The sequence below is a fragment of the Alteromonas sp. CH_MED4-4 genome, from assembly GCF_037029575.1.
Taxonomy (GTDB): domain Bacteria; phylum Pseudomonadota; class Gammaproteobacteria; order Enterobacterales; family Alteromonadaceae; genus Alteromonas; species Alteromonas macleodii.
In genome coordinates this window covers 68,815-89,727 of the sequence record NZ_JAYMEU010000018.1, presented here as the reverse complement: position 1 = coordinate 89,727, position 20,913 = coordinate 68,815, and the positions used below count along the sequence as shown (strand labels likewise).

At 45.3% G+C, this 20,913-nt stretch carries 20 protein-coding genes and 1 tRNA gene; 14 read left to right on the top strand and 7 right to left on the bottom strand.

Annotated features, from left to right (window positions below; genetic code table 11):
* Positions 1-172: 172 nt before the first annotated feature.
* Positions 173-1,438: an adenosylmethionine--8-amino-7-oxononanoate transaminase gene (gene bioA, locus WA381_RS13575; RefSeq protein ID WP_014948904.1), complete on the bottom strand. Its 1,266-nt coding sequence runs from the start codon at positions 1,436-1,438 to the stop codon at positions 173-175.
* A gap of 98 nt (positions 1,439-1,536) precedes the next feature.
* On the opposite strand from bioA, the gene bioB reads away from it, so the two are divergent.
* The 4 genes from bioB to bioD are packed head-to-tail and all read left to right on the top strand — an operon-like array spanning position 1,537 to position 5,874.
* Positions 1,537-2,661: a biotin synthase BioB gene (gene bioB, locus WA381_RS13570; RefSeq protein ID WP_156086154.1), complete on the top strand. Its 1,125-nt coding sequence runs from the start codon at positions 1,537-1,539 to the stop codon at positions 2,659-2,661.
* Positions 2,661-4,022, top strand: coding sequence for an aminotransferase class I/II-fold pyridoxal phosphate-dependent enzyme (locus WA381_RS13565; RefSeq protein WP_156086155.1), 1,362 nt, complete (start codon positions 2,661-2,663; stop codon positions 4,020-4,022). Before bioB ends, WA381_RS13565 begins: the two co-directional genes overlap by 1 nt.
* A 2-nt stretch (positions 4,023-4,024) precedes the next feature.
* Positions 4,025-5,107, top strand: coding sequence for a methyltransferase (locus tag WA381_RS13560; protein WP_014948907.1), 1,083 nt, complete (start codon positions 4,025-4,027; stop codon positions 5,105-5,107).
* On the top strand, positions 5,104-5,874 hold the full coding sequence (gene bioD / locus WA381_RS13555; RefSeq protein ID WP_156086156.1) for a dethiobiotin synthase: 771 nt from the start codon (positions 5,104-5,106) through the stop codon (positions 5,872-5,874). Before WA381_RS13560 ends, bioD begins: the two co-directional genes overlap by 4 nt.
* Here bioD and pepE read toward each other — a convergent pair.
* The gene (gene pepE, locus WA381_RS13550) at positions 5,845-6,567 is read right to left on the bottom strand and encodes a dipeptidase PepE (RefSeq protein ID WP_014948909.1); all 723 of its coding nucleotides are present in this window, start codon (positions 6,565-6,567) and stop codon (positions 5,845-5,847) included. The two genes, bioD and pepE, sit on opposite strands and share 30 nt — an antisense overlap.
* 93 nt (positions 6,568-6,660) lie before the next feature.
* Here pepE and WA381_RS13545 point away from each other — a divergent pair, with 93 nt between their 5' ends.
* From WA381_RS13545 to WA381_RS13510, 8 genes are all read left to right on the top strand, one after another.
* Complete coding sequence (locus tag WA381_RS13545) at positions 6,661-7,137, top strand: low molecular weight protein-tyrosine-phosphatase (RefSeq protein WP_014948910.1); 477 nt, start codon at positions 6,661-6,663, stop codon at positions 7,135-7,137.
* A gap of 57 nt (positions 7,138-7,194) precedes the next feature.
* Positions 7,195-8,172: a FecCD family ABC transporter permease gene (locus WA381_RS13540; RefSeq protein ID WP_014976065.1), complete on the top strand. Its 978-nt coding sequence runs from the start codon at positions 7,195-7,197 to the stop codon at positions 8,170-8,172.
* 16 nt (positions 8,173-8,188) lie between these two features.
* A complete protein-coding gene (locus tag WA381_RS13535; RefSeq protein ID WP_014948912.1) occupies positions 8,189-9,142 on the top strand; it encodes an ABC transporter ATP-binding protein in 954 nt (317 codons plus the stop codon).
* Positions 9,143-9,319: 177 nt separating this feature from the next.
* A complete protein-coding gene (locus WA381_RS13530; RefSeq protein WP_014948913.1) occupies positions 9,320-10,663 on the top strand; it encodes a class II 3-deoxy-7-phosphoheptulonate synthase in 1,344 nt (447 codons plus the stop codon).
* A gap of 131 nt (positions 10,664-10,794) precedes the next feature.
* Entirely contained in the window at positions 10,795-11,793 is a 999-nt protein-coding gene (locus WA381_RS13525) for a sensor histidine kinase (protein ID WP_014948914.1), read from the top strand.
* A 4-nt stretch (positions 11,794-11,797) separates the two neighbouring features.
* Positions 11,798-12,493 (top strand): response regulator transcription factor, encoded by a 696-nt coding sequence (locus tag WA381_RS13520; RefSeq protein ID WP_014948915.1) that lies wholly within the window; start codon positions 11,798-11,800, stop codon positions 12,491-12,493.
* A complete protein-coding gene (locus tag WA381_RS13515) occupies positions 12,493-13,149 on the top strand; it encodes a potassium channel family protein (RefSeq protein WP_014948916.1) in 657 nt (218 codons plus the stop codon). The genes WA381_RS13520 and WA381_RS13515 overlap by 1 nt, the downstream gene beginning before the upstream one ends.
* On the top strand, positions 13,146-14,510 hold the full coding sequence (locus WA381_RS13510; protein ID WP_156086157.1) for a TrkH family potassium uptake protein: 1,365 nt from the start codon (positions 13,146-13,148) through the stop codon (positions 14,508-14,510). Before WA381_RS13515 ends, WA381_RS13510 begins: the two co-directional genes overlap by 4 nt.
* Here WA381_RS13510 and WA381_RS13505 read toward each other — a convergent pair.
* From WA381_RS13505 to WA381_RS13495, 3 genes are all read right to left on the bottom strand, one after another.
* Positions 14,507-14,830, bottom strand: coding sequence for a hypothetical protein (locus tag WA381_RS13505; protein ID WP_014948918.1), 324 nt, complete (start codon positions 14,828-14,830; stop codon positions 14,507-14,509). The two genes, WA381_RS13510 and WA381_RS13505, sit on opposite strands and share 4 nt — an antisense overlap.
* Positions 14,831-14,895: 65 nt before the next feature.
* Positions 14,896-15,111, bottom strand: coding sequence for a DUF3820 family protein (locus WA381_RS13500; protein ID WP_014948919.1), 216 nt, complete (start codon positions 15,109-15,111; stop codon positions 14,896-14,898).
* Positions 15,112-16,932 (bottom strand): ABCB family ABC transporter ATP-binding protein/permease, encoded by a 1,821-nt coding sequence (locus tag WA381_RS13495; protein ID WP_014948920.1) that lies wholly within the window; start codon positions 16,930-16,932, stop codon positions 15,112-15,114. It lies immediately after the preceding gene.
* A 324-nt stretch (positions 16,933-17,256) separates the two neighbouring features.
* On the opposite strand from WA381_RS13495, the gene moaA reads away from it, so the two are divergent.
* Positions 17,257-18,225, top strand: a complete 969-nt coding sequence (moaA, locus tag WA381_RS13490) for a GTP 3',8-cyclase MoaA (RefSeq protein ID WP_156078142.1) — start codon at positions 17,257-17,259, stop codon at positions 18,223-18,225.
* A 128-nt stretch (positions 18,226-18,353) separates the two neighbouring features.
* On the top strand, positions 18,354-18,881 hold the full coding sequence (locus tag WA381_RS13485; protein WP_014948922.1) for a GNAT family N-acetyltransferase: 528 nt from the start codon (positions 18,354-18,356) through the stop codon (positions 18,879-18,881).
* Positions 18,882-18,926: 45 nt separating this feature from the next.
* Here the strand turns inward: WA381_RS13485 and WA381_RS13480 are convergent, their stop codons facing one another.
* Together WA381_RS13480 and WA381_RS13475 are read right to left on the bottom strand one after the other, a co-directional pair.
* Positions 18,927-20,549, bottom strand: coding sequence for a response regulator (locus WA381_RS13480; protein ID WP_101563950.1), 1,623 nt, complete (start codon positions 20,547-20,549; stop codon positions 18,927-18,929).
* 244 nt (positions 20,550-20,793) lie between these two features.
* A tRNA-Val gene (locus WA381_RS13475) sits at positions 20,794-20,869 on the bottom strand.
* Positions 20,870-20,913: the final 44 nt, after the last annotated feature.

Below are 20,913 nucleotides of genomic sequence, written 5' to 3'. Positions count from 1 at the left end.
TCAAATCTCGCTATAAACACTCTGCATTAATGATCTAATTAGTGACCCGCTTTAGAGTTGAATGTTCACTCTATAACAAAACTAACATCAACCCTCGGGCCAATTGACGTCAACTGGTGGTTCAAAACTCATATTTCACCCAAGAAGATAGTTAGCGTAACAATCTCACACACTATTTCAAGGCGGTGTAAATTGCATGGGTCAGCTTACTTAACTGCTCGGAAGATATAATGTACGGAGGCATAATGTATACCAATTTCCCGAATGGCCGTATCCACACGCCATGTTTCACAAAATGGCGTTGAATTTCGGCAACATTGACGGGATTTACCGTCTCGACTACCCCTATAGCACCTAACACCCTTACGTCAGCGACTCTCGGCAAGTCTGCACATTTTGCCAATTCGGCTTGTAATTGTTTCTCAATAGCAGGAACTTGTTGCTGCCAATGATTTTCGTTAATTAGCGACAGACTGGCATTGGCCACCGCGCAGGCTAACGGGTTGCCCATGTATGTGGGGCCGTGCATAAATACGCCAGGCTCCCCTTGGCAAACCCCTAAAGCCACGTCTTCGGTACACAAGGTCGCGGCCAGTGTCATATAACCACCCGTAATCGCTTTACCCAAACACATGATGTCAGGCGAAATACCTGCATGCTCACAAGCGAAGAGCTTACCTGTACGGCCGAAGCCAGTGGCAATTTCATCGCAAATCAAAAGTACGTCGTAGGTATCGCAAAGCTGTCGGCAGCGCTTTAAGTATTCGGGGTGATAAATACGCATGCCGCCTGCGCCTTGAACAACAGGTTCTAGGATAAGGGCTGCCATCGTGTGGTGATGCTTTTCAAAAATCTCTTCAAGTGGAAGAATGTCATCTTCGCTAAACGTTTGGCCAAAGCGAGTTTGAGGAGCGGGCGCAAAAATCTGCTTGCTTAGTACACCCTCAAATAAACTATGCATGCCGTTAACGGGATCGCACACGCTCATTGCAGCGAACGTGTCGCCATGGTAGCCATTGCGCGGCGCGACAATGCGTGACTTCTCTGAGCGCCCCTGACACGCCCAATACTGAATCGCCATCTTTATCGCAACTTCAACAGACACTGAGCCAGAGTCTGCTAAAAATACACGCTCTAAACCTGCCGGCACCATGTTCAGTAACGATTTACACAAATCTACCGCCGGCTGGTGGGTAATACCGCCAAACATAACGTGAGAAAATGCGTCAATTTGCTTGTGCGCAGCATCGTTGAGTACAGGATGGTTGTAACCGTGAATAGCTGCCCACCAGCTAGACATGCCATCTACTAGCACTTCACTTGTGGCCAAGGTAAGTTCAGCGCCTTTTGCACCAACTACTTCATAGCAGGGAAGGGGATTAACCGCCGAGGTATAAGGGTGCCAAATGTGTTGTTTATCAAATTCTATATTGTTCACAAATTAACCGTTAGTAAATGTTTTAAATTGGTCAGAGTTGACAACTCGATATTGGGGCATAGACTAAGCCAGCAATAATAATTAGTAAAGGACAGTCAATGACGCTGGCTAGTGCGCCTTCTGCGCAAACGACAACTATTCGAAACGATTGGACCAAAGCCGAAGTCGAAGCTTTGTTTGCCATGCCATTTAACGATTTACTGTTTAATGCCCAAGTGGTGCATAGGCAGCATTTTAATCCGAATGAAGTGCAGGTTAGCACGCTTTTGTCGATTAAAACCGGTGCTTGTCCTGAAGACTGTAAGTACTGCCCGCAAAGTGCTCGGTATGATACGGGCCTAGAGAAAGAGCGCCTGCTAGAAATTGAAAAAGTCATCCAGCGTGCGAAAGAAGCAAAGCATGTAGGCTCAACCCGTTTTTGTATGGGGGCTGCTTGGCGAAACCCGCGCGACAGAGACATGCCTTACATTTTAAAAATGGTTGAAGAGGTGAAAAGCTTAGGCTTAGAAACCTGCATGACGCTGGGTATGTTAACCCGCGATCAAGCTGTGGCCTTAAAGCAAGCGGGCCTTGATTATTATAATCACAACCTTGATACCTCTCCGGAATACTACGGCGATATTATCACGACCCGTACTTACCAAGACCGATTGAATACGTTAGAGAACGTGCGTGCTGCAGGTATGAACGTTTGCTCTGGGGGAATTGTTGGTATGGGGGAAACGGTGAGCGATCGCGCTAGTATGTTAGTGCAATTAGCAAACCTTCCTGAGCAGCCTCAAAGTGTACCTATTAACATGTTGGTCAAGGTAAAAGGTACGCCACTCGATAGCGTAGAAGACTTGGACTATTTTGAGTTTATCCGCACTATTGCCGTTGCTCGTATTATGATGCCTAAGTCACATGTGCGCTTGTCGGCAGGCCGCGAAGCAATGAACGAACAAATGCAGGCCCTTTGTTTTATGGCAGGCGCGAACTCTATTTTCTATGGCTGCAAGCTGTTAACCACGTCAAATCCAGATACCCATGAAGATGTAATGCTGTTCAAAAAGCTTGGTATTAATACTGAGCGTACAAGGGATTACTCAGACGAAGCACATCAACGAGTGTTAGAAGAAGAAATTGCCCAGCAACAAGAACAAGCCGACGACAGTAACGACTTGTTTATTGATGCAACCAAGCCTAAGGTAGCGCCAAAGAAACAGCATTTAACGGAGGCGTAATGGCCTTTCACTGGTTAGACGATTCGCTGAGCGCGCGTGCCGAGCAAGGCTTGCTGCGCCAGCGCCACTGCCAACAATACGAAAAAGACAACATTATTTGTATTAACGGTGAGCACTATCTTAACTTTTCAAGCAATGACTACCTAGGCATGCGCCAGCATGAGGGTGTATTGCAAAGTTGGGTTGAGGGGCTAGCGCAATTTGGTGGTGGCAGTGGTGCATCGCCTTTGGTAACTGGGCACACACAGGCTCATTTGGCGCTAGAAGCCTACATTGCCGATGGGTTAAACCGAGAAGCTGCGCTGTTGTTTAACTCTGGCTTTGCCGCCAATCAGGCACTGTGCATGGCACTTTTTCCTCACATGTCTCATTCCAATAAAAGCGCGAGTGCGGGTCATATTATTGCCGACAAGCTCATGCACGCTTCGTTTTTAGAGGGTGCGCAATGTGTATCTGACAGCGCTAAGCTTCGCCGTTTCAAGCATAACGATCTAAGTCATTTAGAGAGCGTGCTATCAAACGTTTGTCACAGCCAGTTATCCGATGCGGTTGGTAATTCTGATGCAAACCAGCAAGACATTCTGATTGCCAGTGAAGGTGTGTTTAGTATGGACGGTGACGTAGCGCCTTGCGAAGGTATCGCTGAACTGGCCGCTAAATATAATGCATGGTTCATGTTAGACGATGCACACGGTATGGGTGTATTGGGTGAAAACGGTTTTGGCACAGCAGAAGCACTAAACTTAAGCCAGCAACAAGCGCCTATTGTTATGGGAACATTTGGCAAAGCAGTGGGCACGGCCGGCGCCTTTATTGCAGGAAGCCAAACCCTAATTGATTATCTGGTGAATTTTTCTAAACATTATGTGTATTCCACTGCCATGCCACCAGCACAAGCGGTCGCGACGTTGTACTCTCTTACACATATCGCCAGTGATACTGCCCGCCGCGAAACGCTGCATAACAATATCGCCTATTTCAGAGACTCGTTTCAAAAGCGTTTTGGACAGACACTCAATTCAAGCGAGAAAGACAAAGCACCAATTGAAATCACTTTGGGGCAATCGCAAAGCGCGATTCAGCCTATTATCGTTGGTAGCCCAGAACGTGCAGTTGCACTAAGTGACGGGCTAAAACAGCGCGGCATTTGGGCAACGGCTATCAGGCAGCCTACTGTACCGAAAAACCAAGACAGGCTGCGTATTACGCTTACGTCAAATCATTCATCACAGGATATTGACGTATTGCTTGATGCCCTAGAGCTTTCACTTAATAACTTTCTGTTAAGTGAGACTTCAGTAGAAAAAGAATCAGACAGCGCTGTGAATACTCCTGACTCTGTAAGTAAAAAAGAGATGTAACGATGTCACTAAGTCCCGCTATAAAAGCTGCTATGTCGGCAGAATCGAGAAGTCTCTTCGACGGTAAGCTGTCGCGTGACGCGGCGCAGGCGGCTTTTAAGGCAAACGGGGTTTTTTCGTCCGAGGCACCTCTCGATTTTAAAAGTGCGACCAACGCTGAAGGGGCTCTCACAGTTAAAAGTGCTTACCCTTCTGATTGCTCCTCCAAAGCTTCGGCCAATATGCATGCCGAGGAGAAGGCAAAAACTGAGGGCTATATTACAGCTGAAGGCTCTATAACAATTAAAGGCGCTGCAAAAGCTGAGCGTAATGGTACTGCTTCAACAATTAATGAGCAGGACGTGGCACATCGTTTTTCAAAAGCGGCTGTGCAGTACAACAGTATTGCGGGTGTTCAGCGCATTATTGCTAAGCAGGCATTAGCGAACTTACCGATAGACTTACAGGGTACGGTTCTTGATATCGGCTGTGGTACTGGCATTCATACCCAAACCCTTGCAAATAAAGGTGCAGCCGCAACTGGCGTAGACATTGCCGAGGGCATGTTAGCGCAGGCCAGAAAAATGTACTCTGACCCCATTTTCGTGGAAGGTAGTGCTGTTGATTTGCCTTTCTGTGATAGCCAATTTTCAACCGTATTTTCATCTATGGCGCTTCAGTGGGTTAGCGATACTGGGATTGTTGCTAATGAGATAGCGCGAGTGCTTGAAAAGAGTGGTATTGCCGAGCTGGCGATTATGGTGGCGGGTTCATTTAGTGAGCTTAAAACGGCGCGCAAAGTAGCGCAGCTTCCACAGGCCGAAACCTATATGCCAACAACCGCACAATGGGTAAATGGCTTTAAGCAGTCGGCCCTTGCTTTGCAACGGGTGATTACCAAGGACTATGTCGATACTCACTGCGATATTATGTCGCTATTGCGCTCTGTGAAAGGGGTGGGGGCAGGAGAGACCGGCCAAAAACAACCGCCGCTAACCCGTCGAGATATTAAAAAATTAGCCATGGCTTACAGCAATATGAGCGGTGTAGAAAGTAAGTTACCGCTTACCTACCGCGTGAGTCATTTTAGATTGGAAAAACGATGAAGCAGTATTTCATTACCGGTACCGACACCGAGGTAGGTAAAACCTATGTCACCTGCCAACTACTACAAGCTGCGCAAAAAGCCTCGTTAAGCGCCATCGGCTACAAGCCTATTGCGGCCGGATGCGAACAGATAAACGGCGAGTGGGTTAACGAAGATGCGCTAAATATTCAGAAAGCGTGCTCCAAAATACGCGCAAATAAAGCCATTAGAATTACAGATAATAACCAGCTAAAAAGCGCAAATGAAAACAACGAAGAAAGTGGACAGACACTTCCTTTGCATCAAATAAACCCAATTGCACTAAAGCCGGCTATTGCGCCACATATTGCTGCCCTTGAAGAAGGCGTGGCGTTAACGTTTGACGAAATAGCTAGAGGGCTTGATGAACTGCACGCCTATCAACCCGATCTTCTGTTAATGGAAGGTGCAGGTGGGTGGCGTTTACCGCTAACGGTAGGTGATGAGTATACGCCCACTTACTATCTTTCTGATGTCGTGAAAACACTCAAAATGGATGTGATTTTAGTTGTAGGCATGCGCTTAGGTTGTTTGAATCATGCGCTACTAACCGCAGAAGCAATTCGTGCTGATGGACTTACCATTAAAGGATGGGTTGCGAACGACATCACAGGTAACATGACGCGGTACCAAGAAAATATTCATTCTCTTAAAGCCATGTTACCCGAGCCGCTACTGGCAGAAATTCCCTACCAAGTAACGCCTAATGATGAGGCACTATTCGCCGCTATCAAGCAAATAAGTTAAATCATCACCTGAACTGATTGGCGTTTTTTCTTCACCTAGAAAGATAAAGCCGTCTTTTTCACCCACTAGGCTAAGTTGATTATTAGTAAGGCGCAGCGCTGTGCCTTCGCGAATAGCAACTACTGGTGTGGTTGGATTAAGCGTAGTGAACTCTGCCAAACGTTGGTCGCGGGTTTCGCCATTGTGACCCGGCGGCTGATAATCGGTGTAATGTGGGTTTAACTGAAACGGCACGATATCTAGTGCATCAAAACTCGGCGGCTCGATAATGGGCATGTCGTTAGTGGTTCTAATTGATTGACCACAAATATTCGAACCCGCACTCCAGCCAATATAAGGAGTACAATCGGCGATGGCGTGCTTTATTGGCACAATAAGCGCGTTTGCATAAAGAGTAGAAAGCAGGTGAAAGGTGTTTCCACCGCCTACAACAATGGCTTGGCCGTTTTTCTTTGCGTTATTTACAGCAGCAACCGGATCTTCAACGGAATGTAGCCCAGTAACCTTGCACTCTGGCAGGGCGGTAGCAACGGCGTCTACATAGCTATCGTACGTTTGAGTGACGGCGGCGTAAGGAACAAATAGAAGGTCGCGAATTTCGCCTAAGTGTGCAAAAATAAGCGCTCTAGCGTGCTCTAAGTAAGTCTCGTCGCCTTGGCGTGAGCTACTTAGCATAAGTACATGTGCGGTCATACTAACTCCACAATTTTTCTGACGGCGTATCATACGTGAAACTAGGCATAAAGTTTAGTCACGCTCCGTCACTGTGTTGAAATAGGATTTTGAATGAAACAATCTACATCGGTGTTGTTCGTGTGTTTGGGTAATATTTGTCGTTCTCCAACCGCAGAAGCCGTGTTCAAACACAAGGCTGCACAAGCCGGATTAAATATTGAAATTGACTCAGCGGGAACCCACGGCTATCACATTGGTAACCCGCCCGATAAGCGTTCGCAAGCCGCAGGCGTAGAACGAGGCTACAGTTTCAAAGGGCTAAAATGCCGACGTGTGGATGAAAGCGACTTTGAGCGATTTGATTTCATTCTTGCCATGGATAACAGCAACCTTGCTAATTTGCACGGTATGTCGCCTAGCCAGTACCACGATAAAATTAAGCTGTTTCTTGATTTTGCAAATGCAGACGATAAGGAAGTACCTGATCCATATTATGGCGGCAAGCGCGGCTTTGAGCTGGTGTTGGATCTTATCGAAGAAGCGTCGGACGGTTTGATTGCGCATATTAAACAAACCCAACAACAATAAACGCAAATCATATTGATAAACCATCTCGAAAGCCCACCTTGAGAACCCGTATTGACAATGACAGGAACTAAACGCACCGCCGTCACTTTGGTTGTAATAACAGTACTTTTGTCACTCGTCATAGGTGTGGTAGGGATTGTTGGCGTGACAGGGCTGTCTGATACGGCGGCTGAACTAAAACAGCATATTATTGTTCAGCTTCAAATACCGCTTATTCTTACTGCGTGTTTAGTAGGGGCGGCACTGTCTACAAGTGGAGCTACCTTGCAAGTAGTGCTGCGAAATCCTTTGGCAGACCCGGGAATTATTGGCATTACGAGTGGCGCAAGCTTGGTTGCTGCGCTTTTGCTACTGCTAACCCCACAATGGGCTACAGCGTACCTACACTATTTGTTGCCTTTGGGATGTTTTATTGGTGCGTTGTTATCTACATTTATTATCTACCGCTTAGCAAGAAAACTGTTGGGCTCCTCTACGGCTGTTATTCTAGCGGGTATTGCCATCTCTACCCTTAGCGGCGCCGTTATAGCGTGGCTTTACATGTTCAGCGACGCTAATGCCCTGCGCAATCTTACTTTCTGGTTAATGGGTAGTTTGTACCAAACTAACTGGTTAATTTTATCAGTGGGTGGTCCGTTAATCGCTGTTGCTGTCGCATTACAGCTTTATTTCGCTGGCGATTTAAACAAGCTCTATGCCGGTGAACTTGCAGCAAAAAGTAGTGGTGTGGATGTGGAGAAACTCACTGAGCGCGCACTCATTGTCTGCGCTATTGCTGTAGGTACTGCGGTGTCTATGGCAGGCTCTATTGCTTTCGTTGGCTTGTTAGTACCGCATATCTTACGTTTGATCATCGGGCATAATAATCGCTATTTGTTGCCGTTAAGTGCATTAAGTGGTGCAAGTCTGCTGATGCTGGTTGCGTTAAGCTCTGAAATGACCCGTGCCATTACGCTTCCGGTGTCTATGGTAACAGCTACGTTAGGCGGTCCATTATTAATTTGGGCATTAGCAAAAGGTCAAATAAAAGGGTAGTGAAGGGGGAAATGAAATGACGACAAACAATAGTACTACCTACCAACGCCCAGTTTCGACCAGCGATGTAAAAATAAATACAAGTGGCCATGCCGCACTTGGTGTTAACACAAAGCAAAACACCAGCAGCAAAAATGGTGTAGGAGAAAGCCCAAGCGAAGCGGATAGCAATAGCCCAGCGAATAGCCATAACCTAGCAGATAGTCGTACCGTTTTAAGCTTACAGAATGTAAAAGTAGCATCGCGACTTTCGGTGGAAGGTTTACGTGCAAAAAAAGGCGAGTGCGTTCACATTATAGGACCAAATGGGGCAGGGAAATCAACGCTGTTGCTTACCCTTGCGGGTCTTATTGACGCTGATGAGGGCACCGTCATGCTGCTAGGCAAACCAATGAACGATTGGTCGCTGGCAACACTTGCGAGTGTGCGCACCTTATTAGCGCAACAAAGCGAAAGTGGTTTTCACTTGTCGGTAAAAGAATACCTAAGCTTTTATGCAACAGCACAGCAAGATGAACTAATTCCTCCGGTTTTAGAAAAAGCACTCGAAATATCGGGTTTCTTGAACCAAATTGTCACCCAGCTTTCTGGCGGCGAGCGTCAGCGAGTTGAGATTTGTCGTTCGCTTTTGCAAATTTGGCCGCAGCTAGAGCGCGGAGAGGGGGTAGTGCTTTTAGACGAGCCATTGCAAGGACTTGATATAAGGCATCAATATGCACTGGCTAGTTTGGTAAAATTCCTTTGCGATAAAGGGAATACCCTACTTATGACGTCTCACGACATCGCGCTTAGTGCCAACTATTGCGATAGTTTATGGCTTATGCAAAAAGGTCGCATGGTAGCGTTCGGTAAGCCACAAGAGGTGGCCACGCAAACAAACTTAGAAAGTGTGTTTGAATGCCATTTTGCTATAAGCAAGCACGATAACTTTCTAGAAATTCAAGTTTGCGCACCTATTTCCCTAGAATAAATGTGGTAAAGTGCCCCCAGCATTTTTTAGATTCACATTTTCACATTAGACTGATTAGAAAAAAGCGCTACAGACGCACTGTTAAGCGCGTTACAGTCTTTTTATTCGAAGCATCTAGCTTCAATAAATATTTTCAGTAAAACGTTTGCCCTACGTTTTTTATTCAGGAGAACACCGTTGAGTAATTGGCAAGTAGACAGTTGGAGAAATAAACCTATTCTTCAGCAACCAGAGTACGACGATAAAGCACGTTTAAAAGAAGTAGAGCAAACATTAAGTTCTTATCCACCGCTTGTATTTGCTGCTGAAGCCCGTGAGCTTAGACGCCAGCTAGGTGAAGTCAGCTTGGGTAAAGGCTTTCTTTTACAAGGCGGCGACTGTGCTGAGTCGTTTGACGAATTTAATGCGCCTAAAATTCGCGATACCTTTAAAGTTATTCTTCAAATGGCCATTGTGCTTACCTTTGCTGGTCGTTGTCCGGTAACTAAGGTTGCCCGTATGGCAGGCCAGTACGCCAAGCCGCGCTCATCAGATTTCGAAACCCGCGATGGCGTGACCTTGCCAAGCTATCGTGGTGATATCATCAACAACTTCGAATTTACCGAAGCGGCCCGTCGACCAGATCCTGACCGTTTGTTGGAAGCCTACCATCGCAGTGCGTCAACCCTGAATTTACTTCGCGCGTTCGCGCAAGGTGGTTTGGCCGACCTTCATGAAGTTAACCGCTGGAACATGGCGTTCGTTGAAAACAATCCGCTTAAAGAGCGTTATTCTGATATGGCCAACCGTATTCAAGATACCCTTGAATTTATGGATGTTATTGGTATTAACGCACAAACCAGTTCTACGCTGCACGAGACCTCACTGTTCACGTCGCATGAAGCATTGCTGTTGAACTATGAGCAGGCGCTAACACGCATCGATACCCTTACCGGTAAGCCTTACGATTGTTCGGCTCACATGGTGTGGATTGGCGAGCGTACCCGTCAACTTGATCATGCGCACGTTGAGTTTTTCCGTGGCATTCACAACCCAATTGGTGTGAAAGTGGGGCCAAGCATGCAAGAAGACGAGCTTATTCGTTTGATTGATGCGCTTAACCCGCTAAACGATCCAGGTCGTTTAACGCTAATTACGCGTATGGGCGCCGATAATTTAGCCGACAATTTGCCAGGCTTATTGCGTAAAGTGAAAGCTGAAGGCAGACACGTTGTGTGGAGTTCTGACCCGATGCACGGCAACACGTTCTCGGCATCTAGCGGTTATAAAACCCGTAACTTCGATGCAATTTTGAAAGAAATTAAGCAGTTCTTCCAAGCTCACGAAGCAGAAGGTACTCACGCAGGTGGTATTCACCTTGAAATGACCGGTCAGCACGTAACGGAGTGTACTGGCGGTGCTTATGAAATTAGCGATGAAGACTTAGCGCAAGCCTACAAAACGCAATGCGACCCGCGCTTAAATGCAGACCAAGTACTTGAAATGGCATTCTTGGTGGCTGATCATTTGCGTAATGCTTAAAGTGACCAACATCGCATTGGCAAGTTGAAGAAACGGCATCATTGAGATGCCGTTTTTTTTACCTAAATTTTACGCGTATATTTGAGGTTAGGTTGATATGCTCATTGTGTTGAAGTAAACACGATTGACCTATGACCCAATTTAAACACGGTTTCTATACACTCTTTATTATGGCTGTGGCTATTTTAGGGTGTTTAGCACTTAGTAACTGGTTACTGCCGCTTGGCGGTATTCTGCTCATACTACAGCTTGCGTGTGCCATTGTGGCGTTAACGACCTCAAGGTTTTACGGCTTGCTTGCAGGGGTAGCCGGAGCACTGAGCTTTAATTATTTTTTCACCGAGCCTTTGCACTCATTTCAAATTGCAGAAGTTGAAGACAGCATAAATTTTGTCGTTTTCATCATTGTAGCCATCCTCATTAGCGAGCTTGCTGTCTACGTCAATTCTCAACAACATGCACTACAGGTTGTTAAAACACAATCTAGTGTCCTGCGATCTGTGTCCCACGATTTGCGTACGCCGCTCTCTACCATTATCGGTTCTGTTGAAACCTATATGACATATCAAGACAAGCTTGATGACATTGAGAGACAGGCACTGTTAAAAGGGGTTCACGATGAAGGTAAACGCCTTTATGTTTACGTTGAGAACCTGCTTCAAGCCACACGAATTGAGCATAACGCGTTAGCGCTAAATTTAACCCATGTAAACCTGACTGCCTTTTTAGCTAACCTTGAAAGTCGTATTAACAGTGGTCGACTAAAAGTGATCAACAACAGTGACAGTCGCGGTATAACTGTGTCTGAATCACTGTTTGAACAAGCTTTATTTAACGTAATTGATAATGCCCTTAAATTCAGCGATGACAGTGTATTGCTGATGGTTAGCCGCTCTGATGGAGAGTTTAAGTTTCAAATAGCCGATAAAGGCGAAGGGATCAGCGATGAACAGCTACAAGCGCCAATACAGCTTTTTCAAACCAGTCGTCGCAGCGATAGCGGAAAAGGCGGCATTGGCTTAGGGCTAAGCGTAGCAGCAGGCATAGTTCACGCCCATGGTGGTGCTATCAAGCTGTCGAATACCACACCAGGCCTTCTCGTCAGTATCACAATTCCAAAAAGGGATTAGCGCAATGAGCCACACCATTCTACTTGTTGAAGATGATGCGAATATTCGTCAGATGCTGAGCATTGCGCTAGGTGCAGAAGGCTACCTTTGTGTTGAAGCTGCTTCGGTTCGAGAAGCTTTGTCATTGTTTAATCAGCACCGTCCTGACCTTGTCATACTCGATTTAGGGTTACCTGATGGTGAGGGGAGTGAAGTACTTAAACGCATAAGAGAATCTAGTCGCCTGCCAGTGCTCGTGTTGTCTGCAAGAGATCAGGAGTTAGACAAAGTCGACCTGTTGTCCCGGGGTGCCAATGACTATGTCAGCAAGCCTTTTGGGATCAGAGAGCTTGTCACCCGTGTGAAAGTACTGCTAAGAGACTTCAATCCTGTGGTTGAGCCCACATCGCCCACACGACAGATTGGCAAGATAGCGTTGGATATTACCGAGCGACGGCTGCTCGTTGAAGGCGAAGTTATCGCGCTCGCCCCAAAAGAAGTTCAGCTTCTTGACGAGCTTACAAAACAGCCTGGGGCGTTTATTAGTCAGCAAGAATTGTTAAGAAGAATATGGGGGCTACATCACAGTGAAGATACCCACTACATCCGCGTTCTTGTAAGACAGCTAAGAAAGAAGATAGATCCGTTCGAGAAAGATTTAATAGAGACAATGCCTAAACAAGGCTACCGAATAGCGGTTGATAAACCGGAGGCTAATTAATGTCGCATTTTAGTGTAATTGGGCTTGGCAAGTTTGGCTTAACGGCCAGTTTAGAGTTAATTCATATGGGGCACACTGTTACAGGAATTGACCAAAGTGAAAAGCTGGTTGAACAGTATGCAGGTGAGTTTACGCAGTGCGTTGTGTGTGATGCCAGTGATGAGCGTGCGCTCAAGGAATTAAACTTGTGTCAGAGCGAAGCCGTGCTTGTCGCTATTGGCGAAGATATGCAAGCTAGCTTACTGTGTACGTTAGCACTAAAAAACTTGGGCGTAGCCAATATTTGGGTGAAAGCTAATAGCTCTGCTCACCACGCTATTTTATCCAAGCTGGGTGTGTCGAAAATTATTCATCCTGAAGAAGAGATGGGAGCAAGGGTGGCGCAAGCGCTTAACTACCCAATGGTGAATGACTACTTGGGTATAGGACACGGCGTTTATATCGTTGATGTTATTTTGTCCGATCACTTTTCTTCACAGCGCTTAAAAGACGTGCTGTCCGTCGGAAAGGGGCAGGTCTCTTGTTTGTTAGTTAAGCGAGGTCACCAGCTACATCATAATCCATCGTTAGACTTTGAAGTTACTTCGAAAGATACCGTTATTCTCTGCGGCCATAGAGAGAACCTTGTTAAAATAGCGCCTAGGCTAGCACAATGAACAGATGGGATCCTGGCTATAGACCTATAGAGCGCTCGCCTAGAGGTATCAATAAAATTCAGGTAGGGCCGCCTCTTATTCTCTCTCTAAGCTTTGTGGCGGTGATTTTCTTAGGCACCGTTATCCTAAAATTACCAATGATGACTCATGAGCCCATCTCGTGGATCCAAAGCCTATTTACTTCCACATCGGCGGTGACAGTAACGGGTCTTGTGGTTGTCGATACCGGATCTGTTTTTACAACTGCTGGACAAGCGGTGATTGCGGTTTTAATTCAGCTGGGGGGCTTAGGGTTGATGACGTTTGCCATCGTCACGCTCATTGCCTTAGGAAGTAAAATAAGTTTCTTGCAGCAATCGGCAGTGAAGGAGGCGTTTAATCAAACAGATTTATCAACACTTGTATCTACAGCAAAGTCGGTACTGATTTTTGCCTTCTTCGTTGAGTTAGTGGGTTTTTGTATTCTGTCGGCCTACTGGATGCAGGAAAAAGGAGTAAGTGAAGCGTTATTTCACGCGTTTTTTTACACCATCTCTGCGTTCAACAACGCAGGATTTGCACTTAGTGGGGATAGTCTTTCCGCCTATGTGGGAGACCCGATTATCAACATCACTATTTCTGCATTATTTATTATTGGTGGTCTCGGGTTTTCCGTTTGGATAGAGCTTCATAAAAAGCGCAGATGGCAACGTATCTCTGTGTATGCCAAGACAATGATATTGGGTACGCTAATTGTCAATGTAACCGCCTTTTTGCTTATCTTTGTTATTGAAAGTGATAATCCTGCAACCTTGGCGAACCTCGATACTCAAAGCGCATTATGGGCATCTTGGTTTCAAGCCGTTACTCCAAGAACAGCCGGCTTTAATACGCTGGATATAGCATCGTTAGAAGATCCAACGACAGCATTAATGTTGTTGTTAATGTTTATCGGCGGGGGCTCAATGAGTACCGCAAGCGGTATAAAACTGATGACTTTCATCGTTTTGATCATTGCCGCATACAACTATATTCAGCGGGGAGCTGCACCACGACTCTTTGGCAGAACAATTTCAAATGACACTATCAGCAAAGCGCTAGCGCTTACGATGATTTCCATAGGTATTACGTGGATAGCTATTTTTCTTTTATTAATGTCAGAAAAAGCTGACTTTTTGGATATCGTTTTCGAAGCGGTTTCTGCTCTTGGAACCGTGGGTCTTTCCAGAGGGTTAACTGGCGAGCTGTCAAACAGTGGTGAGTTGATCATTATCTTACTGATGTACGCGGGTAGATTAGGGCCTTTAACATTGGCTTATTTTATTGCCAGCCCTCGAATAAGCCGCATTAAATACCCAGAAGCTAAACTAGCAATTGGTTAACCTGCAAAAACAGCGGCTCGTTCATCTTCACTTAAAATACCGACGAAGATGGTTTCTCTTCTTAGGTTGGCTGTGCGCTCGTCGTCAGCCAAAAGAAGCGCCTTAAATACGTCTGGTTGATGGCGAGCCTCAATTATTCCTTTCCAAAGAAGGTAGCTTCCATAGCGCATCATTTTGTTGTGATAACGGGTTTCTAATGTTTTTTCGACTTCTTCAAATAGTTCTGGTTGCAACATCAGTTTGTCGGCAATGGCATTGTGTATTTTTTTGATACGTTCGTTTACGTCACTTCGACGTTGCTTTCTGGGTCTTGCTAACATAAATCTTCGTGTGGTTAGAGTTTACTCATTTTGCCATTAGGGGACGCTGAGTCCCCTTGTGATTGCTAGTCGTCATTTAATAGCGGTTCTACAACAGACTCTAAGCCGTTTAGCTTAATTTCATACATTAAAGCGAGCTGTTCACCAAGCTTGTTTTCTGGAAAGCCTTGCTTGTGAAACCAGACCAAATAGGGTTCAGGTAAATGAAATAGGCGTCTTCCAGCGTATTTGCCAAAGGGCATCACTTGGTTAATAGCGGCTTTGATAAGCGTTGGGTCCATTCACTGACTACCTTTTGTCTTGGGATTTTCGTTGAGGTCTTCATCTTCACGTTGTTGTGCTTGCCATAGTGCTGCGTATTCACCACCTTGCTCAAGCAAATAAGTGTGTGTCCCTTCCTCTACAATGGTACCGTTTTTAAGTACAAGGATCTTGTCGGCATCAACAATTGTGGACAGTCTATGGGCGATGACTAAGCTGGTGTGTCCTTTAGCAGCGTCGCGAAGGGCCGCTAATATCGCGCGTTCTGACGTGCTGTCTAACGAGCTGGTGGCTTCATCAAAAATCATGATTGGCGCGCCTTTAAGTAAGGCCCTTGCGATAGAAACGCGCTGCTTTTCGCCACCAGAAAGTTTTAGGCCTCGCTCACCTACCGTTGTGTCTAGCTTTTCAGGTAGGCTTTCTACAAATGCTTCAAGATGCGCGAGTTTGATAACTTGTTTAATGTCTTCATCGCTGGCGTCAGGGTTACCGTAGCGAATGTTCTCCAGCAAGGTAGTGTTAAACAGCACCGTATCCTGAGGGACAATGCCGATATGTGAACGCAGACTTTGTTGCGTAACCGATGTGATGTCTTTTCCATTTATCGTGATGTCGCCCTGTTGAGGCTCATAAAACCGAAAGAGTAGTTTCATCAGCGTTGATTTTCCCGCGCCGCTTTCACCCACTACCGCTACTTTTGAGCCTGGCGGTACATCAAAGCTTAAGCCGTTAAGTATTTGTCGTTTCTCAGTATATGCAAAATGGACATTGTTAAATCGCAGTGCGGGGTTCGCACAGGTTAATTCCGTAGCGTCGTGGGCATCTTTTATGGCCGGAGTTTGGGCGAGAAGGTCAAACAGTTTATCGATATTCGCAAGGCTCCCTCGAATTTCACGGTACACAAACCCCAAGAAGTTTAAGGGCATAAAAATTTGCATGGTGAAGGCGTTTATCAATACAAAGTCACCTATGGTCATCTCGCCATTCATGACGCCAAAGGCAGCGTTTGCCATCATAGATGTCATGGCGATAGCGATAATGGCAGCTTGGCCGCCATTCAATGCAAATAGCGACAAGCGGTTTTTTCTTCGTGCCTTTTCCCATGCAGCTAAATCCGTGTCGTAGCGATTGGCTTCAAAGGATTCGTTGTTAAAGTATTTAACGGTTTCAAAATTTAGCAGGCTGTCTACCGCCCGGGAATTGGTGGTCGAGTCAGCTTCATTCATCTGAGTAACAAAGCGAGTGCGCCAATCCGTGGCTTTCATCGAAAAGCCAATGTAAGCCACCACGCTAACTACAATAATTAACGCGAAAGATACGCCAAACTGAAACAAGAGTAAGCCTACAACAAGAGTGATCTCTAACAGGGTAGGAACAATATTAAACACCATAAAACGCATGAGGAAGCTTACGCCGTTGGTACCGCGCTCTATATCTCGTGACAATCCGCCTGTGCGTCGATTTAAATGAAAGCCCAAGTCTAAGTTGTGCAAATGTTTAAAGACTTTTAGGCCAAGGCGGCGCATGGCACGCTCTGTAACCCGACCAAATAGCGTGTCGCGTACTTCGCCGAGCAAAACATTCAGTAAACGCAGTGTTCCGTAGGCAACGATAAGGCTGATAGGTACCGCTAATGCAAGCGTGGTTAGGTCGCCATTTAAGCTATCGACGGTGTATTTCAATACATAGGGTAGGCCGATGCTGGCAAGCTTTGCTGCTACTAGGCAGAGTAGAGCAAGAAATACACGGTGCTTGAACTCTAGGAGATAAGGCCAAAGCTGTGAGAGAACGTGCCATTTAACAGGTTCGTCGACATTGGTAGGAAAACGGTTTTTTCTCATTTTATAGTGTGCTTTATTATTGTGTTTACAGTGTTATGAACGCGCTGATTTAAAAAATCGCTTTTCGTAAACGTTGTAATAGATATTGAGCTAACCTGCTCGTGTAGGGCGATTTTCGCTTTTTGAAGTACGTTTTGAAATAGGCTAGAGATTAAAATGGTCTTATTTATAGCGATGAATGTGTTTAATTTTGGTTTCTCCGCGCGTACACTAGAGGTAGTTTAATTTAGTTACCTTGTTATTCACTCAATGTTTTACTGGCTTTTGTTAGATTGAGAAAGCCGTGAATTGAATGACTAAGCAGCACAGGATTAAGGAGTTAGTTTGTTAGAAGATAGTTTCGGTAGACAGTTTCATTATTTACGTTTGTCAGTGACCGAAGCGTGCAACTTTCGTTGTCAGTACTGTTTGCCAGACGGATATGAAGGCCCGACGAGCGATCAGTTTATGACGCTAAACGAAATTGATACCTTGCTCAAAGCGTTCGCCAAGCTAGGTACGTCGAAAGTGCGCCTAACAGGCGGCGAACCAACGCTGCGAAGAGACTTTCTTGATATTTTACAGCTAACAAGTAATACGCCTGGTATCGAACGTGTAGCGATGACAACACATGGAGCGCGAATGGAAAAGTTTGCGCATCAGTGGAAAGAAGCAGGGTTACACCAAGTAAATGTAAGTATTGACAGTTTAGATCCCCGTCAGTTTGCCGCTATAACAGGACAAGACAAGCTTAAAGCTGTACTTCGAGGGTTAGACGCAGCGATTGATGCCGGCTTAGACGTGAAAGTGAACTCTGTCTTACTCAACGATTTTTCAGATAGCCGTCTTCATAGGTTTCTTGCTTGGCTAAAAGATATGCCAGTAACGCTCCGGTTTATAGAGCTAATGGAGACAGGCAACTTAAATCAGTTTTTCAATAAGCAACATCAAAGTGGTACGCCGCTAAAAAGTACGTTGTTAGACATGGGCTGGCAGCCTTTGTTGCGTAGAAAAGATGCGGGGCCAGCGCAAGAGTTTTACCACCCTGACTATGCCGGTAAAATTGGCTTAATCATGCCTTACAGCAAAGATTTTTGTAAAACTTGTAATCGACTACGTGTTTCTGCCCCAGGAAAGCTTCACCTATGCTTGTTTAGTGAAAATGGGATAGACATGAGACATCTTCTTGCCACTGGAAATGTGGATGAAGTGGTCGCTTTTTTACAAGATGTGCTGGGTCAAAAACACGAAACACACTATTTGCATGAAGGTAAAACAGGGGCAACCAAGCACCTTGCCATGCTGGGAGGCTAGTTAATTGGCTCTACGTTAAAGGAAAATGTAGGGCAAAATAAATACATCGAATAAGTTTGGTTTGTTGTAAAAATGAGCTATATTCAGCGGTGTAAGTATATTAAAAATAATAACGATAAAGGAAGTATATGCATATCAAGGACAGTGCGCGTCTTTCCTACCATTATATCACCGAACAAGACGCAGACTTTTTATGGGAGCTCGACCAAGATGAGCTTGTCATGAAATATATCAACGGTGGCAAGAAGTCTTCTAAGGAAGATATTCGGGAAATCTTTGTTCCTCGTTTCCAAGCCTATTCCAATCCAGCTCTAGGGTGGGGACTGTGGCGCGTGGAAACGCTAGTCGAAAAGGAAAGCATTGGTTGGATTTTAGTTCGACCCTTTGGCTTTTTTACTCAACACCCCGAAAGTGACAATATGGAACTAGGATGGCGTTTTAAGCGCCATACGTGGGGCAAGGGCTACGCAACAGAGGCTGCGGAGTCTGTTAAAGAAGCGCTGTATGATATAGGTGTTGAAAAGTTCTCTGCTATTGCTAACCCGCAAAATAGTGCGTCTATCAATATTATGAAAAAGCTAGGGATGACGTTTAGTCACGAGCTTGAGTATAAAGACAAACTCTATCACGAGACAGTAGTCGTCTACTCTAATTAAGTAATCGTATTGGTATAAGAAGGGCGAGGGGAATGACTGACGTTATCATTCGCTCTTTAGAATGCTTTTTACGTTCTCGTAGCGAGAATACTGATCTTCTGACAAAGCTGCCGACTCGAGTGTTTCTCTACATTTTTTGATGGCCGAAAGGGTGTCGGGAAGCATAGGCGCGTTAGCTTTTCGGGCCCTTACTATTGCTTGAAGGTAGTTAAGCGCAATAGAGGGATTTTTAGGCATGACGCGGAACGCTTGAGCAAATGTTGTGTAAGACTGTTCTAAATTACCTCGTTTATACTGCGCAACGGCGGTGTTGTTAAGTATTTTAGGGCTTAGCGTAATCGCTTCTTTTTCTTCTTTCTCTTGTTTTAAATAGGTGGCCATGAGGTTTAATTCATCGTTCTCCTCATCCTGCCTTGAGGAAATGGCGTCTAAAATCGCAAGGGACTCTTTCTTCATTCCTACTTCATGAAGGGCTTTGGCTCTATCAAGCAAGGCTTCTGTGGAGTGGTGTTGGGCATGATCAGTGTGAAAATCTGACAACAGCATTTGTGCTTTCACTGTGTCGTCTTTCAAATAATGAAGACGCGCGTCAATCACCGTCAGCTCATCGTTTAAGGCTGCTTTCGGGTGAGCCTTTTTCAACTGTCGCAAATACTCATTAGTTTGTTTAACTATGCTGTTTACGTGTTCGGGCTCAGATGTCATAGCAAAATCAACACCCGCTCTTGCGGCAGTTAAATAAATATCTGGCTTGTCATGGATAGAGTCTTTCGCGTAGCGGACCACCTTTTTAGCGCTGTTAAACTGACTTTCGTAATCATGGGTGATCCGCGCTAAATTTATCGCTAACTTATGTCTAGCAATGTTTTGAGGTGAGATATTGCACGCCAGCGATGTACACTCCAGCGCTTCGTCAAAAGCTAACTGCTTAATTTGCAGTTTGGCGAGTAAATCATAGGCCTCAAGCGCAGAGTCAGGTCGCATTGCTAACTGGATAACTTCTCTTTCGGCATCGTCCAATTCATTGAGCGCCAACAGACTCTTCGCGATCCCCATTTTTGCCCAGCTAAAATCTTGAACGTTAATTATCGATTCAAAGAAGGCTACGGCTTCTTGAAACCTTTCTGTGATAATCAACAAATCGCCTTTAATCTTCATCGCTAGCGGAAAGTGTTCGGCTTGCTCAGGCTGCAATAGAAAGAACTCAACCTCGGCCAGGGCTTTTTCGTAGTCCTTTTTATCCATGAATGAATAGATATTCTTTAGCGCTTTTTTCCTTGATAAAACCCTGGAAAGTCGCCTGTCTAACTCGTTAACCGAAAAGGGCTTAGCGATAAACTCATCCGGCTGTAACTCTATGATGGCGTGTACGACTTCTGCTGAGGTATCTGCACTGGTGAAGATGAATGCGCTGGTGAGGGGTAGTGATTGAGTTTCGTTTAGTTGCTCAAGTAAAAAATAACCGCCTTGTTCAGAGCGCAAATTATAAGAGCAGATAATGGCGTCATAATCATGTTCTTGTAGTGCCGAAAGGGCATGAGAGGGCCTATCAACATAGTTCATGTTCTTGAAACCTAACTGCTCAAGTGCATAGTGCATATGGCTTTTCGCCAGCACCTGGTCTTCAGCAATTAACAACTTAGTATTTCTAGCTAAGTGTAGTTTCATCAATTAGTAGCCTCTGAAACATGAGAACCCTTATTTTTCTTACCATATCACGGTAAGTACACCTTAAGTATAGTTCTTTATGGAGACTATCGCATAATGGAAGCTGCTCGTAGCTGAATTTCAGTACTGGTTATTGATAATGATTGCTGGATTTGGTGTAGGAGTAGCCAAAATGCTTTAACGTGACAACGACTAAGACATAGTTAGATTGTTGTGTTTCTAAAGATTGATATATTGAGAGGGATGGTGGACGCTACTGGGCTTGAACCAGTGACCCTCGCCTTGTAAGGGCGATGCTCTCCCAACTGAGCTAAGCGTCCGTATTTTTGATTTCACTGTTTAACCACGGTGAGGAAGTGGTGGA

What these genes read in the sequence shown, in the direction of transcription:
- bioB (WP_156086154.1), top strand. Translation starts at nt 1,537, where the DNA reads ATGACGCTGGCTAGTGCGCCTTCTGCGCAAACGACAACTATTCGAAAC.
- WA381_RS13565 (WP_156086155.1), top strand. Translation starts at nt 2,661, where the DNA reads ATGGCCTTTCACTGGTTAGACGATTCGCTGAGCGCGCGTGCCGAGCAA.
- WA381_RS13560 (WP_014948907.1), top strand. Translation starts at nt 4,025, where the DNA reads ATGTCACTAAGTCCCGCTATAAAAGCTGCTATGTCGGCAGAATCGAGA.
- bioD (WP_156086156.1), top strand. Translation starts at nt 5,104, where the DNA reads ATGAAGCAGTATTTCATTACCGGTACCGACACCGAGGTAGGTAAAACC.
- pepE (WP_014948909.1), bottom strand. Translation starts at nt 6,567, where the DNA reads ATGACCGCACATGTACTTATGCTAAGTAGCTCACGCCAAGGCGACGAG.
- WA381_RS13545 (WP_014948910.1), top strand. Translation starts at nt 6,661, where the DNA reads ATGAAACAATCTACATCGGTGTTGTTCGTGTGTTTGGGTAATATTTGT.
- WA381_RS13540 (WP_014976065.1), top strand. Translation starts at nt 7,195, where the DNA reads ATGACAGGAACTAAACGCACCGCCGTCACTTTGGTTGTAATAACAGTA.
- WA381_RS13535 (WP_014948912.1), top strand. Translation starts at nt 8,189, where the DNA reads ATGACGACAAACAATAGTACTACCTACCAACGCCCAGTTTCGACCAGC.
- WA381_RS13525 (WP_014948914.1), top strand. Translation starts at nt 10,795, where the DNA reads ATGACCCAATTTAAACACGGTTTCTATACACTCTTTATTATGGCTGTG.
- WA381_RS13520 (WP_014948915.1), top strand. Translation starts at nt 11,798, where the DNA reads ATGAGCCACACCATTCTACTTGTTGAAGATGATGCGAATATTCGTCAG.
- WA381_RS13515 (WP_014948916.1), top strand. Translation starts at nt 12,493, where the DNA reads ATGTCGCATTTTAGTGTAATTGGGCTTGGCAAGTTTGGCTTAACGGCC.
- WA381_RS13510 (WP_156086157.1), top strand. Translation starts at nt 13,146, where the DNA reads ATGAACAGATGGGATCCTGGCTATAGACCTATAGAGCGCTCGCCTAGA.
- WA381_RS13505 (WP_014948918.1), bottom strand. Translation starts at nt 14,830, where the DNA reads ATGTTAGCAAGACCCAGAAAGCAACGTCGAAGTGACGTAAACGAACGT.
- WA381_RS13500 (WP_014948919.1), bottom strand. Translation starts at nt 15,111, where the DNA reads ATGGACCCAACGCTTATCAAAGCCGCTATTAACCAAGTGATGCCCTTT.
- WA381_RS13495 (WP_014948920.1), bottom strand. Translation starts at nt 16,932, where the DNA reads ATGAGAAAAAACCGTTTTCCTACCAATGTCGACGAACCTGTTAAATGG.
- WA381_RS13485 (WP_014948922.1), top strand. Translation starts at nt 18,354, where the DNA reads ATGCATATCAAGGACAGTGCGCGTCTTTCCTACCATTATATCACCGAA.
- WA381_RS13480 (WP_101563950.1), bottom strand. Translation starts at nt 20,549, where the DNA reads ATGAAACTACACTTAGCTAGAAATACTAAGTTGTTAATTGCTGAAGAC.